We start from the raw sequence: 16,785 nt of genomic DNA on the forward strand, positions 1-16,785 counted from the left end.
CGTTAGGCGCGCATGTCGCGCCCGCGCGTCTCTGGCAGCCGCCATGCGCCGATGACGAAACAGACCGCAGCCACGATGACGGTATAAAGCAGGCCGTCAAAGATATCGCCGGTCCGCACCACGACCGCCGTCGCGATGAACGGCGCGAAGCCGCCGATCCAGCCATTGCCAAACTGCAGTGCTACTGATACGCCGCTGTAGCGCACCTGCGTGGGAAACAGTTCGACCAGGCACGCGCCGAGCGGGCCATAGACCATGGTCGCGAGCAGTACCAGAACGAACAGCAGTCCGATCATGCGGGGCGCATCAACGCGCGCCGGATCTGCTTTCAGCGGCATGCCCGCGGCCACCAGGTCAGCCTTGAGCCGAGTCTCATCAAAGCCCGCTGTGAGCTTGCCATTCAGGACGATTTCAAGCGGGCCGTCGCCGGGCTTGGCAACATAGGGCACGGCATTGGCGGAAAGAAAGGCTTTGGCGCGCGTGCACGGCGTGGTCAGCTTGGGATTGAACAGTTGGCCGAGAAAAGACTGCTCCTCCCGGCAATCGCCGCCCTGGACCACCACGCTGGTTCGCTCGCGAAACTCGGCGAGTTGCGGATTCCCATAGGTAGTCAGCCCCTTGAAAATCGGTATGAACAGCAGCGCAGATAACAGGCAGCCTGTCAGCATGATCCACTTGCGGCCAATCCGGTCTGACAGCCGGCCGAATACGACGAAAAACGGTGTGCCTAGCACCAACGCGACGGTCAGGTACAGGTACGCCGACTGGTAGTCAAGCTTGAGCGTCGAGGTCAGGAAGTAGAGACTGTAGAAGTGGCCGGTATACCAGATCACCGCCTGGCCTGCGACGATGCCAAAGATCGCCAGCAAGACTAGCCGCAGGGTCTTGCGATCGCCGAAGATGTCCCGGATCGGATTGCGCGAGGTCTTGCCATGGGCCTTCATTTCGGCAAACACAGGCGACTCATGCAGGCGCAGTCGGATATACAGTGAAACCACCAGCAGTCCGATCGACAGCACGAACGGGATGCGCCAACCCCAGGCCGCGAACGCGGTCTCGGACATGATCTGCCGCAACGCCATGATGATCAACAGTGACATCAGCAGCCCTACGGTTCCCGTGATCTGCAGCCAGCTTGTCATCAGGCCGCGGTCCCTTGCCGTCGAATGCTCGGCAATATAGGTCACCGCGCCGCCAAACTCACCCCCGACCGCCAGGCCCTGCAGAAGCCGCAGCGTGACCAGCGTGGCAGGGGCCAGCCAACCGATGGTCTCATAGGTGGGCAACAATCCGACGGCCGCGGTAGCCAGTCCCATGATCAGCATCGTCACAAGGAAGGTGTATTTGCGGCCAATGGTGTCGCCGAGCTTGCCGAACACAATGGCACCGAACGGGCGCAGCACAAAGCCCGCGCCGAAGGTGGCCAGCGACGCAAGCACCGCCGCGGTTTCGTTGCCCTTGGGGAAAAACAAGCTGCCGAAGAATACGGCGAGGCTTCCATAGATAAAAAAATCGTACCACTCGAATACCGTGCCCAAGGCTGCGGCCAGGACGACCTGGCGCGATTCCCGGGTGTTGACTGCCGACGGCTGCGCGGCGATGGTTCCTGCTGACATGATGGAGCTCCTAAATGGCAGGTATGCGTGAAGAGGGCGCTTCAGCAGGTCTGTTCGGCAAGGAACGCGCCGAGGACGGCATTGAATGCCTGCGGCGCTTCCAGCATCGGGAAGTGGCCGGCGCCTTCAACCATGTGCAGCCTCGCTCCGGGAATGCCTGCAGCGAGTTGCACGGACTCCCGCGGCGGTGTGATGGTGTCTTCGGTCCCGCAGATGACGAGCGTAGGCAATGCGATGCCCGACAGGCGATCGCGCGTATCGCTGCCGTTCAGCGAAACGATTGCCTGACGGGCGACATGCTCAGGTGTCTGCACTACCTCGCCCTTGCCGAAGTCGATGAGTTCGCGGCTGGCCGATGGCGCGAACGACCGCTCGATGACGTTCTGGCTCGCCTTGGCAACGCCGTACACATCGATGGCCTCCAGCACGCGCGCCGCGTCGACGTCTTCGCCCAGGCCATGCGGGGTTGCACCGACCAGAACGAGTCCCCGCAGCAGCGATCCATGCTTGAGCGCGAAGAGCTGCGAAACTGTGCCGCCCATCGACAGTCCCACTAGGACCGCGTCCTTGAGACCCAGCGTGGTGAAAACCGCATGCAGGTCGTCTACGAAAGCTGCCATCGTATAGGCACGCTCACGCGGCGCCGGTGAGATCCCATGGCCGGGCAAGTTGATGCAGACCACCGTGTGGTTCGCCGACAGGTCCTCTGCCTGCGACTTCCAAAACTCACTGGTGGTGGTGAATCCATGACAAAACACCACTGCCGGGCCTTGCCCGGACACCCAAGCACACACATCGCCGATTGCCACGAGTTTCTTCTGGACCATTGCTTGTCACCTCCATTTTGTGCGCATGTTCGGCACGCGCACTATGCGCGGGCCGGCTGCCCAAGGGACTTCGCAATCGGCATGCCACCGCCGTCGGTAATGTTATGTTTTTTGGTAAGCCATTGATTCAATGGTGATTATTTAGTTTTGGAGGCGCCACGTATGAGCCCATACGTGTGCGATGGCAACGCGATTATCCAAGAGCTGCGACTGGATGCGTCTCAAGACCGAGACAAAACTTGCCGGCGCCCGGCGAGCAAGGCCACTTCAGCGACGCGTGCTTGTGTAGGGGCGAGCAGGTTCACTAGACCCGTGCGAGCCCACAGGTGCACTACTGTGTCCAGTTGGTGCTATCGCGTTGAGCTTGGCTTGCGAGTAGGCAGATAGGTCGGCTCCTTTTGCTGGCTTCCCTTCTCATTCTCTATTGCCGACCCGACCCGTTCCAGCGCGCCGCATCCACTGTGCAAGACTGAGGCGACTGCCTGCGCCTAGCCAGAGCCCGCCTCTTCCAGCAACCATTCCTTGAACGCCTGTACCGGTGCATGCTGGGCGCTCTCCTTCCTGTGAACTAGGTAGTACGCTAACTCGCACCCCTGAACGTATTCAAAGGGCTTTATAAGGCGCCCCTCCGCCAGGTCGCGCTCGACCAGCGTTGTTCTGCCAAGTGCGACGCCGTGTCCAGAGATTGCTGCCTGAACCGCCATCGCGGAATCATTGAGTTGAAGGCCGCGGTCGGTATCGACAACATTTCCATACCCCGCGTGGAGTAGCCACGAGCGCCACGAGGGAAAGATGCCGAAGCCAATCATCGACGTGTCATGTATCAAGGCATGATGCTTCAGGTCGCTCGGCTCTCGCAATGCGCTGGGACCCTGTAAAAGGGTTGGGCTGCATACCGGAAAGAACTCGTCGCGCAGCAGAAACGTCGACGTGACATCCGGCGATGCGCCAGCACCATATCGGATGCCGATATCGATCCGTTCGGAGGTGAAATCGACCAAGCGGCCACTGGTCTCGATCCGCAGATCGTAATAAGGATGGCGCCGCTGAAAGCGGTCAACCCGCCACAGGAGCCATTTTTCCGCAAATGCCGGCGGGACCGTCACGGTAAAGATAATGCGTGACTTGCTCGCTTTCAGTCTCTCTACCGCGTTTGAAAGGAGATCGAAGCCGCCTTGAAGGTCTGGCAGCGCAGCACGTGCGGCATCCGTTAATGCCAGTCGCGACGGCCCGGAGCTGGAACGGTGGAACAGTTCAATATCGAATAGCTTTCGAGGCCGCGAATGAGTTGCCCGATCGCCGCGGGCGTCACGTTCAACTCTGCATTCCACCCATCTCTTGAGATGAAGGTTCGACAAGTGAATATCTGCTTGAGCCCATTCCTATAGAATCGGGATCATGTCAAAGAAACGGGCTTCAATGGAGTGGATAGGGCTAGGGCTGATCCCGCCTGACCCTCAGGGACTGCCCAGACTGTCCAGTGCAAGACGTCCACCGTTGCTCTCTGCGAAGTCGCGCAAAGTATGCCGCTCGGTAAAGCATCGGCGGGGTCACGGGGACATGATGGGCTGCCGATTGCCTCCTGTCCCCTTAAGCCTGGTCGCCGTTTTGCCGTTAATACAGCGATGTCCTTGACTCGCGTGACTGTGCAATTCGTATACGGCGCCCTGCTGGCGATGGCGGCGGTGCTCACCGCGCCTGCCTGCGCGTTCGCATTCCCCGATCGCCCCGTGCACCTGGTTGTCCCCTTCAGTCCTGGCGGGACCAGCGACACGATTGCGCGCGTGCTGGCCGACAAACTACAGGACAGGCTAGGCAAGCCAGTTCTGGTGGAGAATCGGCCCGGCGCATCCACCGTGACCGCGGCGGAGCGGGTGGCAAAGGCGCTGCCAGACGGGTACACACTGCTGCTGGCCAGCTCGACGACATTCGCCTTGCTGCCTGCCCTGCGACCTCATCTGGCCATCGCCGCGGAAGGCGCGTGGGCGCCTGTCGGCCTCGTCGCGGAAACGCCGGTCATCTTGTCGGTCAGGACCGGCTCGGATATCCAGTCCTTTGCCGGACTGCTGGCACAAGCGCGCGCCCGGCCGGGCATGGTCACCTATGGCACCACTGGCCCAGGGACGGCGCCACACCTCATCGGCGCCATGATTGCCACTACGTTTCAGCTCGATATGCTGCCCGTCGCTTATCGGGGCAGCACGCAAGTGCTTGCAGACGTCCTGGGCGGGCGGATCGATCTGAGCATTGACCCGGTCGGTACCGCGAGGCGCTATATCGATACGGGCTCGCTGCGACCGCTGGCGACCAGCGCTACGGCACGGCTATCTCAGTATCCGGAAGTCCCCACCTTTGCCGACCTTGGCATAGCGAACCCTTGCGGTTCGTTCTGGTTCGGCGTGGCAGGCCCGCGCGGCATCCCGCAGATGGTGCTGCAACGGCTGCAATCGGAACTGCAGGCGGTGCTGAATGACCCGGATCTGGAGAAGGCGCTCGCCCGGCACTCGATTGCCGTCGTGCGAGGCGATGCGGAGGCCTTCCGCCGGCGGGTCCGCGTCGAGACCGCTCGCTATCGGCAGTTGGCAGAGGACGCCGGGATCGTTATTGAGTAGGTTCTGCTCCGCCGGGAATGGGTAGCCCGATTGGCCCCCGATCACCTTGCTCGCCTTTCGACACGGACCTGGTCGTCGCCACTCGCGCGCATTCCATAAAAAAAGGGCAGCGTGAGCTGCCCCTTCTTGCGTCTGGGAGGTCGCGCTGCTTACAGCGCGGCGTCCTTCAGCTTCTTCATGGCACGGACCTTAACCTTCACGGTTGCCGGCTTGGCTGCGAACCACTGGTCTTCGCCGGTGAACGGGTTCTTGCCGAAGCGCTTCTTCGTCGCCGGTACCTGCGTGGCCACGACCTTCAGGAGGCCCGGCAGGGTGAATTCACCGGCGCCCTTCTTGTGCACGGCGCTCAGGATGGTGGTCTCCAGATGCGCGAGCACGGTCTTGACGGTCTTGGCATCCAGTTCGGTCTGGGCGACCAGGTGGGCCAGCAGACTGGACTTGTTGAACGTGTCCTTCAGCGGCTTGGCAACCGGCGCAGCGGCTGCGGCCTTCTTGGCCGGTGCGGCTACCGTCTTGGCCGGGGCAGCGGCCTTCTTTGCAGCGGGCTTGGCAGGGGTCTTCGCGGTGGGTTTTGCTTTGGTTGCCATGTGGGCAGGATCCTCGGATAAGCGGAAATGGCCGCCGGCGGCGGCTAGGCGAGAATATAGCGAATTTTTCGCATCGTGGGCAGACGTTTGTGTCGTCAGGCCGCCTGTAGCGTGGCGGCAATGCGTTCGCAGGTGCGATTGCCCGAAGGCCCCGGCAGCTCGCCGACGCGCTTCGCGAGAGCGTCCTTCCTGCGAGCAAAGCCGGCGGCAATAGGTGTCGGGCGCAATGCGAGGGCGCATCTCGTCGACTTCGAGATCGATCGCTGCGGGTGCCACACGGCGGATCCCCCCCGGGCTCATGCCTTCCTGCCGGAGAGTTCCACCGCTTCAGCGGGCCGCGACCGGCGGCGCGGCAGGCGTGCCGGCCGGCGCGCGATCGGTTCGCGCGATGCGCCGTTGCGCCCATTCGGCGACGAACAACGCCACCGTGATGAAGACCGCGCCGACCAGGCCGAGGGCGTGACGGTCGAACAAGGTGATGGCGGCCCCGCCGATAAGACCCGACATCGACACGCCGACGTAAATGGCGGCCGAGTTCAGCCCCAGCAGGAGCGGCGCCGCGCTGGGCGTGACGCTGATCAGGCGGTGTTGCTGTGGCACCAGCAGGCCCCAGCCGCACAGGCCCCACACGATGAGGGCGGGCACGGCTGTCACAAGCGAGGCCGAGGTCCATGGCAACAGCACGAAGTCCAGCGCGACGATGGCGATCGCAGCGTTGATGATGCGGCGGCCGCCGAAGCGGTCGGTCAGCCTGCCCGCAGCCAGGTTGCCGGCCGTCGCGGCCACGCCCCAAAGCAACAGCAGCACCGCCAGCACGCGCGCGTCGCCGCCCGTGGCGCGGTCGAAGCTCAAGCCGATATACGTGTAGACCAGGAACAGGCCCGCGTACACCAGCCAGGTGGTCAGAAGCGTCAGCAGCACGCGCGCCTCACCCAGCGGCGCGAGCCGGCGCGCGAGGCTGACGGCCGGCGGCGTCGGGATGTCCGGCAAGCGCCAGGCCACGCCCAGCGCGGCCACCGTGCCGACGGCGGCGACGAACCACATGGTCGCGCGCCAGTCCAGCCAGCCGCCGATGAAGGTGCCCAGCGGCGCGCCCAGCGCCGTCGCGCTGGACAGGCCGGCGATGACGATGGCGAGTGCCCGGCCACGCTGCTCGGGCGGCACCAGCGACGCGCCGGTGGCCGTCGCCGTCGGGCTGAACATGGCTGCGCCCAGGCCAGCCAGCAGCCGGCTCGCCAGCACGAGCTCGATGCCTGGCGCCAGGGCGGTCACGACATTGCCGAGCACGAAGATCGCCAGGCCGGTGAGCAGCAGCCGCTTGCGCGGCCAGTGCGCGGCCGCCGCGGCGATGACCGGTGACAGCAGCGCATAGCTCAGCGCGTAGAGGGTGACCATCTGCCCGGCGAGCGCGACGGACACGCCTAGCGAGGCGGATACCTGCGACAGCACGCCGGCAACGACAAAGCTGTCGGTGCCGATGGCGAACATGCCGCAGGCCAGAACGAGGAGGCGTCTATCCATGGGGAAATCCTTGGCGGCGCGCGGCCGCTTGCAGGCTGTCAGCCTGATAAGTTTTGTGACGAAACTTACGATATCAGGTCAAGTTGCGTCGTGCAACTTTTTTACTTAACATGGCTCCATGTACCGAAAAACCTTTGATGGCATGAACTGTTCGATTGCCCGCGCGCTCGAACAGGTCGGCGAGTGGTGGACTCTGCTCATCGTGCGCGAATGCGCGCTGGGTACGACACGCTTCGACGACTTCCAGGACCACCTGGGCATCGCGCGCAACGTGCTCACCGCGCGATTGAACCGCCTCATCGAGCACGGCGTGCTGGACAAGGTGCTGGCCGAGGGCAGCGAGCGGCGCACCGAATACCGGCTGACGGAAAAGGGCGAGGCGCTCTATCCGGTGCTCATCGCGCTGATGCAATGGGGCGACAAGTGGTGCGGACATGAAGCGCCGCTGCGGCTCGTCGAGCACAGCAGCGGCCTGCCCGTCGAACCGATAGGCCTGCGCGTGGGAGAGCGCATGCTTGGGATACGCGACGTGCGGGTCGAAGCCGGCGAGGGCGCGACGGCGAAGACGGCGGAGACGATCAAGGCCCGCAACCGGGCCATCCTCGGCGTGGAGTGAGCCACTTTCCCCCGGCAGCCGATTGCCGGGGCGCCGGCGCTTGTCTCATGAGTTGCGCCGGGTGGACTTGCCGGATCCGGCCTTGGCCGGTTCCGGGTTCCTGCCGCCGCGTCCAGCCGCCCAGCCGTTCTTCTGCCCAGCCGTTCAGCGGTTCAGCCATTCAGCAATGGCAACGGCAATGTCGTCGCCACCACCAATCCCTCCATGCCTTTCGGGCTGGCTTTCATGGCCGGCTTCCGTCTCCATACGCCTTTCTCGCTTGCGTATCGTCGGCCAGTTGCCGCAGGCGGTCGTTGTCGCCGCGGTGGCGACGAACTTGCCTTGACCTTGCACGGGGCGTGTCGAGAATGGCTTGCGGGACGATCAGCGGATCGTCCATTGATGCGTGGCGACTTACCCCTTTCACCCGTCGGGGTACGCGTGCTAGTGACGGCAACGTGCGCTATCGTTTCACGTTAGCTTGATCTTTGACCGCGAGACGCCATCCCTCGTCCAGAGCGGGAGGGCGTTGGCCTAACCTTGTTTGGGGAGCAACTCAGATGTCCGAATTCCGTTCCGAAACTGACTCGATGGGCGCCATCGACGTCCCCGCAGATCGATACTGGGGCGCGCAGACGCAGCGTTCCACCATCAATTTCCCCATCGGCGTAAGCCGGTTCCGCTGGCAACGGCCGGTCATCCGTGCCCTGGGGATCCTCAAGCGGGCGGCGGCCGAGGCCAATGCCGAGCTGGGCGAGTTGCCCAAGGATCTGGCCAGCCTGATCGTGCGGGCGGCGGACGAAGTCATCGCCGGCAAGCTGGACGATCACTTCCCGCTGGTGGTGTTCCAGACCGGATCCGGCACGCAGTCGAACATGAATGCCAACGAGGTGATCTCGAACCGGGCCATCGAGATTGCCGGCGGCGAGCTGGGCAGCAAGAAGCCGGTGCATTCCAACGACCACGTGAACCGTGGCCAGAGCTCCAACGATACCTTCCCCACGGCAATGCACATCGCGGTGGTGGAGCAGATCTACACCAAGCTGCTGCCGGCGGTGGAAGCCCTGCGGGACACGCTCGCGGCCAAGGCCACGGCGTACAAGGATATCGTCAAGACCGGCCGCACCCACCTCCAGGACGCCACGCCGATCACGCTCGGCCAGGAGATCAGCGCCTGGGTCGCGCAGATCGATTTCGGCCTGAACGCGGTCAAGACCGCGCTGCCAGGCCTGCTGGAACTGGCGATCGGCGGAACGGCCGTGGGGACGGGCCTGAATGCGCATCCGCAGTTCGGCGCGCGCGCGGCGGCCTATATTGCCACGCTGACCGGCCATCCTTTTGTCGATGCGCCCAACAAGTTCTTTGCCCTGTCCGCGCACGATGCGCTGGTGCAGACCTCGGCCGCGCTGCGCACCCTGTCCGGCGGCCTGATGAAGATGGCGAATGACGTGCGCTGGCTGGCATCGGGGCCGCGTTGCGGCATCGGCGAGCTGAATATTCCCGAGAACGAGCCGGGTTCGTCGATCATGCCGGGCAAGGTCAATCCGACCCAGTGCGAAGCGATGACCATGGTCTGTGCGCAGGTGTTCGGCAACGATGCCACGGTGGCGTTCGCCGGCAGCCAGGGCAACTTCCAGCTCAATGTGTACAAGCCGGTGATGGTGCACAACGTGCTGGAAAGCATCGAGCTGATTGCCGACGCAAGCCTGGCCTTCAACGACCATTGCGCGGTCGGCATCGAGCCGAACCTGCCGAAGATCGCGGAGAACCTCGACAAGAACCTGATGCTGGTGACGGCATTGAACCGCCATATCGGTTACGACAAGGCAGCGGCAATCGCCAAGAAGGCGCACAAGGAAGGGCTGACGCTCAAGGCGGCGGCGCTGGCGCTGGGCTATCTGAGCGAGGAAGAATACGCCCGCTGGATCGTGCCCATCGAGATGACGCATCCGAGCGCCTGATACCTCAGGCGCGCCGGATCCGGATCCGGACCCACGGCCCGGCTGCCCGACGTAACGGGCGGGCTGGGCCGCGTTGATGCGCAGCGCAACGACAAGCGCCTCGATCAGCTTGGTTCCGTTCAATTCTTCCGTTCGGTTCAGATCGGAGTCATCCCTGACGTTGGCCAGCGCCTCGGCGGCATCACAACATCCTGTCGATCAAGGCGCAGCCCTGGGGCCGAAGCCCGAATAGGGCTTCAGCGCGATCACCGTGGGCGCTTGCAGGAAACCGGATTTCACCAGCGGAAGGGCGGAGAACGAGCGCTCCAGGCTTTGCGCATCGTCGCTCTCGGCGATGATGCAGGCGCCCCCGTCGCCGCGCAGCCAGATTTGCCTGACGACGCCATCCAGGTAGAGATGGCGGATGACCTCGGACTCGGCTTCGCGCTCCGCGAGGGTGGGGATGTCTTCAGGGATGGGCGAGGTACGGGCAACCAGAACAAGAAACTGCATGGGTATCTCCTGTGTGCGGATCGTTTGCTGCTTGCGAAGTGGCGCCGCCCGCGCCGTTGCGGCGCGGACGGGTGCCGGGCGGGATCAGGCCTTCGACAGTTCGCCGTCGGTCAGCCGCCAGAGGCCGCGCGGGTTGTCGTGCCGGAGCGCCTCCGGCAACAGCTCGTCCGGGAAGCCCTGGTAGCAGACGGGCCGGAGAAATCGTTCGATCGCACTCATGCCAACCGACGTGAACCGGCTATCGGAGGTGGCCGGAAACGGACCGCCGTGAATCGATGCGTAGGAAACCTCCTGCGGATGCGCGAACGCATTGATGACGATGCGGCCGGTGCGGCGTTCGAGGATGGGCAAGAGCCGCGTAGCCAGCGCATGATCGGCGCGCTCGAGATGCATCGTCGCCGAGAGCTGGCCCCGGAACCGCCTGGCGATGGCGATCAGTTGCTCGTCGTCCTTGACGCGCACCAGCAGTGCCGCGGGTCCGAAGACCTCTTCGAGCAATGCCGGCTCGTCGAGCAGGCGCGCGCCGTCCACCTCGAACAGGAATGACTGGCCGTCCCACTCGCCTTCGGGCCCGGCGCCCGCCGCGATCTCTTCTGCGCCTGCGTCGAGCTGACGACCCACGTTCTTGCGGTACGCCATGTTGATGCCTGGCGTGAGCATCGTGCGAGACCGCATCGCCTTGACGCGGGCAATCATCGCCTGCTTCAGTTCGCTGTAGCCCACGCCGTCGATGGCGAGCAGGATTGCGGGCTTCAGGCAAGCCTGGCCCACGTTCACCAGCATGCGTTCGGCAAAGCCGTCGCCAATCTCACCGGCACGCGAGAAGAGCGCGATAGGCAGCACGAACGTGGGATTGACGCTGGTCATCTCGGTGAAGACAGGGATCGGATCCGGACGCTGCTGTGCACGCCGGTATAGCGCCATCCCGCCAGCCTCCGAGCCGGTGAAGGTCACGCCCTTGACGAGCGGATGATCCACCAGCGCTTCGCCGATCGCATTGCCACCGCCGCGCAGCAGGGAGAAGACACCTTCGTGCAGGCCCGAGTCTCTTACGGCCTGCTGGATGACGCGGCCCATGATTTCCGATCCGCCGGGATGCGCGTTGTGTGCCTTCAGGATGACGGGACATCCGGCTGCCAGCGCCGATGCCGTGTCGCCGCCGGCGACCGAGTACGAGATGGGGAAATTGCTTGCCCCGAAGATTGCAATCGGACCGAGGCCGATCTTCTGCATGCGGTGATCCATGCGCGGGCGCGGTTGACGCTCCGGCTGCGCGGGATCGATCGTCGCCTGCCGGAAGCGCCCCTGGCGCACCACCGTCGCAAACTGCCGGAACTGGGTAGCGGCCTTTGCGGCTTCCCCGGCAAGCTGGGCGGCGGGCAGGCCGGTTTCCAGCGCGGTGCGTTCGGCCAGCGCCTGGGCATTGGCGTCGAGTCCGTCGGCAATGCGTTCCAGGAACGCTGCGCGCACCTCCAGGCTTGTGCTGTTGTAGCTGTCGAACGCGTCGTCGGCCAGTTGCGCCGCGCGATTGACTTCATCGAGTCCGCCGAACGCGAAGGCTGGCGCGAACTCGAGATTGCTTGCCGGGTTCAGCGCCTGCATGCTGCCCGCCGTGGCGCCCACTTCCTGCGCGCCGATGAGGAGATTGCCTGTGAGGTTCATGCTGCGTTCTCCTGCGAGGCGACGGGAAGGGCGGTAACCAGTTCGGCGGTGGTCAGGATTTCGTGGGCAAAGGTCGGGCCGTTCAGATGATGCGCGGCATGCATCATTTCCTTGCTGAAAGCAGCCGTGGCATCGCGCACGAGCGTGACGTGATAGCCAAGCTCCATGGCGAAGCGTGCCGTCGACTCGATGCAGGTGTTGGCCAGCAGGCCCACGACGATCACATGCGTGATGCCGTGCTGCTTGAGCTGGAAGTCGAGGTCGGTATTGGCGAACCCGCTCTGGCCCCAGTGTTCCTGGATGACGATGTCACCATCCTGCGGCACGAAGTCCGGATGCCATTCGCCGCCCCACGTGCCCTTGGCGAAAGTGTGGCGCTGCTGGACCAGGCGCTGCGTGGGATTCGGGTGGTCCCAGTTGTCGTAATCGCCTGGCTGCCAGCGCCGATGCGGTACGTAGAACACCTGGATGCCGGCGTCGCGCGCTGTCGCCACGGATGCGCGCAGGTTGTCGAGCAGGCGAACGTCGTCTGCCACGTTCCTGAGCATCGGGAACAGCTTGCCGCCGTCGGATAGGAAATCGTTATACGGATCCACCAGCAGCAGGCCGGTGCGCTCCGCGGGATACACGGGATTAGCCATTTCAGTACTCCATTCAGAAAGCATGTGCGACCGGGGTCGCATTTCGCAGTGGCGCCGGACTGCTTTGTTCGGGATGGGCGACGTCTCGCGCATCGGTACGTCCCAGTATAACTATGAAAATCATAGTGTCAAGAAACACAAGGCTTGCAGCCCGATCAGGGAGCAGATAGCAAGTCCAGGAACTGTGTTACTATGAAATCAATAGTTAGTGTTGGAGGGTGGTCGTGGCACATGCAACGCAGGAGAGGGCGGATACGGTATGCCCGGTGGCGCGCTCGGTAGATGTCGCGGGCGACCGGTGGACGATCCTTGTACTGCGGGAGCTGTACATGGGCGCCACGCGGTTCGAGGAAATTCAGATCCAGACCGGCGCTACGCCACAGATGCTGACTTCGCGGCTCAAGGCGCTTGAAGCGGATGGCATGGTCGAACGCCAGCCGTACAGCGAAAAGCCGTTGCGCCACGAATACCGCCTGACGGACAAGGGGTGGGCGTTCTACCCGGTGATCTACGCGCTACGGGCGTGGGGCGAAACGTGGTGCAAGGACAAGGATGAGGAAGTGGCGATGCATTTCGTGCATCGCGCATGCGGCCACGATGTCGGCCTGGCCAGCGTATGTCCGCACTGCGGCATCCCCGTGGAGCGCAAGGATCTCGTGGCTTCGACCGGCCGTCATTTCGCGGCGGAACGCGAAGCCCGGCGCGTTGCCTTCAAGTTGAAGTAATCGCGCCAGCGCCCGGCGCTGTCGAAGCGTCCTTGACGCTCTAGCGGCCCCGGCCCCGGCGGCGGCGGCTGCGGGCATGCGCGGCGACACGAGCCTGCAAGCATTGGCAATCCGGGCTACTCTCTGCGCTTCCAGCCTTCATATCGGACGGGTCGCGCAGCATGTCCGCCGCCCGCCAGGAAAACCATGAAACAACCGCTCAGAATCGATTTTGTCTCGGATATCGCATGCCCATGGTGCGCTATCGGCCTGTCCTCGCTCCAGCTTGCGCTATCGCGCCTCGGCGACGCCGTCGACGCCGAGATTGTCATGCATCCCTTCGAACTGAATCCGCAGATGGGGCCGGACGGTGAGGACATCGTCGACTATCTCGGCAAGAAGTATGGGCGCACGCAGGCCCAGATCGCCGAGACCCAGGCCACGATCCGCGAGCGTGGCGCCAGCGTCGGCTTTGCCTTTGGCCCGCGTACGCGGGTCTACAACACCTTCGATGCGCACCGCCTGCTGCATTGGGCCGGCATGGAGGGCAGGCAGTTGCCGCTCAAGCTGGCACTGCTGCAGGCTTACCATGGCGAGGGAAAGGATCCAAGCAGCCACGATGTCCTGGTCGAAGCGGCGGAATCGGCAGGACTCGACGCCGCGCAGGCGCGCCACATATTGCAGAGCGGTGACTATGCCGATGAGATTCGGGCCGAAGAACGGGAATACCAGGCAATGGGTATCCAGTCGGTGCCCTCGGTCATTTTCAACAACCGCTACCTGGTGACCGGCGGACAACCCGTGGAAGCCTTCGAGCAAGCCATCCAGCGGATCCTGGCCGAGGCGTAGCCGCGAGATCTCCGCGCCGCAACGGCGGCTCGCCACACCAGGGCTGCCCGCGGGCGGGATGCTGACCGGAATGCGCCGGCCCGATCGGCCCGGTCTTCTGTCTGCTCCGCCGCCTCAAGTGCATTGTCTGCTTCGATGCCGGGATAGCGCATGGCGCTCTGCGCCCGCCTCTATCTACGCCCCCGCACGCGGTGCCACGCCGGCGCCCTCGATGCCGTGGCGTCGCAGCGCATCGGCGACGAAGCCCGAAGCCTTCATGTCTTCGATGAAGCTGCCGAGCCAGGCCCGCGCGGCGCCGCGCCCCTTCGGTACACCCATGGCCTGCTCGATCACCATGAAGCGGCCGGGCAGCAAGCGCACGCCACCAACGCGCCGGGCATCCGCCTCAAGCTGCTGTTTCACGCCGGCGGCAACGTCCAGGCGCTGGGCAAGGAACATGTCGGTGACTGCCGGCGAGGTCGGCGCGCGCACCAGCGTGGCCGCCTTCAGTTCGCGCGTGAGGAACAGATCGTAGGCACTACCGCGGCCCACCACTACCCGGGTTCCCGCGTGGTCCACCTCGTCGTTGCGCTGCAGGGCCGAATCGTTGCGCACAAGGTAGGCGCCTTCGATGATCACGTATGGCGCCGTGTATTCGATATCCGCCGCGCGGACCGGGTCGATCGCAACGAACGCGAGGTCCACTTGCCGGGCCTTGACGGCGTCAACCACGCTGCCTGCCGAAGCAAACGGCACCAGCTCGAGCGCCAGGCCGAGGCGGCGCGCTGCTTCACGCGCGAGATCTACCGATACACCCTGGAGCTCGCCGTTCGCGGCGCGGCTCGCGAGGATCGGATTGCCGAGGTTGATGGCCGCGCGCATTGTTCCGCTGCCGCCCAGTTCGGCGATCGCGCCCGTGCGCGAATCGGCGCCCGCCGGGGCCTGGGAGGCGGCGCACCCGGCCAGGGCCATTGCGGCGGCGGCCGGGCCGAGCCTGCAGATCGAACGTCGGATGCGGTTCATCGGAAGCCCGCCTGCTGGCGAGGTTCGGGAACGACCGGGTTTGTCGTGGCGCAAGCGCCGAAGGCCAGGGGAAATCCGGCCAGCGCCCCGCGAGCGAGGAGTGGAAGGCGGCGTCTGATCATGTTCGTCCCTTGCGTGAGCTTTGGCGACATCTCAATCATGCCACCCCGATGCGCCGCGGCAATCTTATTGCCCCTCGACCGAAAATGGCGGCAGCTGGTAGCTCCACGTCTCGCTCAGCGTCCTGGCGCCAGACACCAGCGCGGCGCGCATCTCCACCGCCTTCTTCGGATCCCTGACCTTGATGCGCAGATTCAGCCGCCAGCCTTTGATGACGGGGTTTGGCTCCAGGACATTGGCCAGCAGCTCGGCGTTGTCGCCAACGCTGACTTGTGCGGCGACCTGCGTGCCGGAGGGAAGGTTTGCGAGGACGGGGCCTTCGAAATCGACGACCAGGCCGGTGCTGCCATCGAGATGGCGGATCAGGTTGGCCTGCGTGATTTCTCCTGCCGAGCGCAGTGTCTGCTTGACCCAGGCCAGATCCTTGTCGAACAGGGCGCGCTCGTTCATGGTCCAGTGCATCGTGTAGTCGGCCTGCAACGGCTGGCCCCTGGGCGGCAACTGGTCCGGCGTCCAGAAGGCGACCATGTTGTCGTTGGTTTCGTCCGGCGAGGGGATTTCCACGAGTTCGACCTTGCCCTTGCCCCAATTGCCCTGCGGTTCGATCCAGGCGCTCGGGCGCAGGTCATAGCGGTCCTTCAGGTCCTCATACGCGGAAAACTCGCGCCCGCGCTGGAGCAGCCCGAAGCCCCTTGGATTGGTCACCTGGAAGGTGCTGATGGCGAGGTTGCGCGGGTTGTTCAGCGGCCGCCACAGCCATTCGCCATTGCCCGCGTGGATGGCGAGACCGTTGGAGTCGTGCAGGGCCGGCCGGAAGTTGTGCGGATCGCGTTGCTGGTTCGGCCCGAACAGGAACATGCTGGTCAATGGCGCCACGCCGAGCTTGGCAACGGCTCCGCGCAGGAAGATACGCGCCTGCACCTTGAGGATCGTGTCCTCGCCCGGGATGAGGTCAAAGCGGTAGGCACCGGTGGCGCGTTGCGAGTCAAGCAGGGCGTAGAACACCAGGTGCTTGTCCTGCGGGTCGGGCCGTGCGATCCAGAACTCGCGGAAGGCCGGAAACTCTTCCGCCACCGGCATCCCGGTGTCGATGGCCAGGCCACGGCTGGACAGGCCGTACACCTGGTTCTTGCCGAGCACCCGGAAATAGCTCGCGCCCAGCACGCTCATGATCTCGTCGAGCTTGCCGGGGCGGTTGATCGGATACAGCACCCGGAAGCCGGCATAGCCAAGGTTGCCGGTTGCGGACGCGTCGAACTTCAGGTCGCTGAAGTCGAACCGCGCCGGGCTGTACTTGATCTCATGGACCGCGCTGCCGACGATCTCGTTGATGCGAACCGGGCTGCTGAACTGCATGCCCTGGTGGTAGAAGCCCAGGCGGAACGGCGTGCCCTGGTCCTTCCACTCCATCGCGTCGGCTCGGGGCTGGATCTTGATGTAGTCGGCAAACTGCATCTGGCTGAACACGGGCGGCAGGTTGCTGACCGGCGCGGCATATGGCGTGTTGGCCAGCGTCCTGGCGCGCAGCGTCACGTCATCCAGGGAGAACGCGCAAGCCTGGGCGCCATACAGCAGCGCCCAGGCGGCCATGAGCGC

At 64.4% G+C, this 16,785-nt stretch carries 16 protein-coding genes; 5 read left to right on the top strand and 11 right to left on the bottom strand.

From position 1 onward, the window contains the following. Positions 1-2 precede the first annotated feature (2 nt). The 3 genes from AC1DKV_RS19820 to AC1DKV_RS19830 all read right to left on the bottom strand — a co-directional run bounded on the left by AC1DKV_RS19820 (position 3) and on the right by AC1DKV_RS19830 (position 3,801). A complete protein-coding gene (locus AC1DKV_RS19820; RefSeq protein WP_441621000.1) occupies positions 3-1,616 on the bottom strand; it encodes an MFS transporter in 1,614 nt (537 codons plus the stop codon). 41 nt (positions 1,617-1,657) lie between these two features. Next, a complete protein-coding gene (locus tag AC1DKV_RS19825; protein ID WP_441621002.1) occupies positions 1,658-2,443 on the bottom strand; it encodes an alpha/beta fold hydrolase in 786 nt (261 codons plus the stop codon). 488 nt (positions 2,444-2,931) lie between these two features. After that, a complete protein-coding gene (locus AC1DKV_RS19830) occupies positions 2,932-3,801 on the bottom strand; it encodes a LysR substrate-binding domain-containing protein (protein ID WP_441621004.1) in 870 nt (289 codons plus the stop codon). Between the two features lie 288 nt (positions 3,802-4,089). Here AC1DKV_RS19830 and AC1DKV_RS19835 point away from each other — a divergent pair, with 288 nt between their 5' ends. Then, on the top strand, positions 4,090-5,055 hold the full coding sequence (locus AC1DKV_RS19835) for a Bug family tripartite tricarboxylate transporter substrate binding protein (protein ID WP_441621005.1): 966 nt from the start codon (positions 4,090-4,092) through the stop codon (positions 5,053-5,055). 149 nt (positions 5,056-5,204) lie between these two features. On the opposite strand, the gene AC1DKV_RS19840 is transcribed toward AC1DKV_RS19835, so the two are convergent. Beyond that, on the bottom strand, positions 5,205-5,642 hold the full coding sequence (locus AC1DKV_RS19840; protein ID WP_441621007.1) for an HU family DNA-binding protein: 438 nt from the start codon (positions 5,640-5,642) through the stop codon (positions 5,205-5,207). A 327-nt stretch (positions 5,643-5,969) separates the two neighbouring features. After that, positions 5,970-7,163 (bottom strand): MFS transporter, encoded by a 1,194-nt coding sequence (locus tag AC1DKV_RS19845; protein WP_441621009.1) that lies wholly within the window; start codon positions 7,161-7,163, stop codon positions 5,970-5,972. A gap of 142 nt (positions 7,164-7,305) precedes the next feature. Between AC1DKV_RS19845 and AC1DKV_RS19850 the strand changes: the two genes are divergently transcribed. Next, entirely contained in the window at positions 7,306-7,779 is a 474-nt protein-coding gene (locus AC1DKV_RS19850) for a winged helix-turn-helix transcriptional regulator (protein ID WP_441621011.1), read from the top strand. A gap of 144 nt (positions 7,780-7,923) precedes the next feature. Here AC1DKV_RS19850 and AC1DKV_RS19855 read toward each other — a convergent pair whose 3' ends face one another. Next, positions 7,924-8,112 carry a hypothetical protein gene (locus AC1DKV_RS19855; protein WP_441621013.1) on the bottom strand — a complete coding sequence of 63 codons (189 nt, stop codon included), beginning with the start codon at positions 8,110-8,112 and terminating at the stop codon, positions 7,924-7,926. Positions 8,113-8,318: 206 nt separating this feature from the next. Here AC1DKV_RS19855 and fumC point away from each other — a divergent pair, with 206 nt between their 5' ends. Then, positions 8,319-9,719: a class II fumarate hydratase gene (gene fumC, locus AC1DKV_RS19860; RefSeq protein ID WP_441621015.1), complete on the top strand. Its 1,401-nt coding sequence runs from the start codon at positions 8,319-8,321 to the stop codon at positions 9,717-9,719. 198 nt (positions 9,720-9,917) lie between these two features. Here the strand turns inward: fumC and AC1DKV_RS19865 are convergent, their stop codons facing one another. From AC1DKV_RS19865 to AC1DKV_RS19875, 3 genes are all read right to left on the bottom strand, one after another. After that, the gene (locus AC1DKV_RS19865) at positions 9,918-10,211 is read right to left on the bottom strand and encodes a hypothetical protein (RefSeq protein WP_441621017.1); all 294 of its coding nucleotides are present in this window, start codon (positions 10,209-10,211) and stop codon (positions 9,918-9,920) included. Between the two features lie 84 nt (positions 10,212-10,295). Continuing rightward, a complete protein-coding gene (locus tag AC1DKV_RS19870) occupies positions 10,296-11,873 on the bottom strand; it encodes an aldehyde dehydrogenase (NADP(+)) (protein ID WP_441621019.1) in 1,578 nt (525 codons plus the stop codon). After that, positions 11,870-12,514 (bottom strand): cysteine hydrolase family protein, encoded by a 645-nt coding sequence (locus AC1DKV_RS19875; protein ID WP_441621020.1) that lies wholly within the window; start codon positions 12,512-12,514, stop codon positions 11,870-11,872. The genes AC1DKV_RS19870 and AC1DKV_RS19875 overlap by 4 nt, the downstream gene beginning before the upstream one ends. A gap of 224 nt (positions 12,515-12,738) precedes the next feature. On the opposite strand from AC1DKV_RS19875, the gene AC1DKV_RS19880 reads away from it, so the two are divergent. Next, positions 12,739-13,239: a winged helix-turn-helix transcriptional regulator gene (locus AC1DKV_RS19880; RefSeq protein ID WP_441621022.1), complete on the top strand. Its 501-nt coding sequence runs from the start codon at positions 12,739-12,741 to the stop codon at positions 13,237-13,239. A 186-nt stretch (positions 13,240-13,425) separates the two neighbouring features. Next, positions 13,426-14,067 carry a DsbA family oxidoreductase gene (locus tag AC1DKV_RS19885; RefSeq protein ID WP_441621024.1) on the top strand — a complete coding sequence of 214 codons (642 nt, stop codon included), beginning with the start codon at positions 13,426-13,428 and terminating at the stop codon, positions 14,065-14,067. A 174-nt stretch (positions 14,068-14,241) separates the two neighbouring features. On the opposite strand, the gene AC1DKV_RS19890 is transcribed toward AC1DKV_RS19885, so the two are convergent. Together AC1DKV_RS19890 and AC1DKV_RS19895 are read right to left on the bottom strand one after the other, a co-directional pair. Beyond that, entirely contained in the window at positions 14,242-14,928 is a 687-nt protein-coding gene (locus AC1DKV_RS19890) for an ABC transporter substrate-binding protein (protein WP_441621083.1), read from the bottom strand. Between the two features lie 327 nt (positions 14,929-15,255). After that, positions 15,256-16,779 (bottom strand): glucan biosynthesis protein G, encoded by a 1,524-nt coding sequence (locus AC1DKV_RS19895; RefSeq protein ID WP_441621085.1) that lies wholly within the window; start codon positions 16,777-16,779, stop codon positions 15,256-15,258. Between the last annotated feature and the right edge of the window lie 6 nt (positions 16,780-16,785).

It is taken from the genome of Cupriavidus sp. 05T41 (assembly GCF_056396525.1).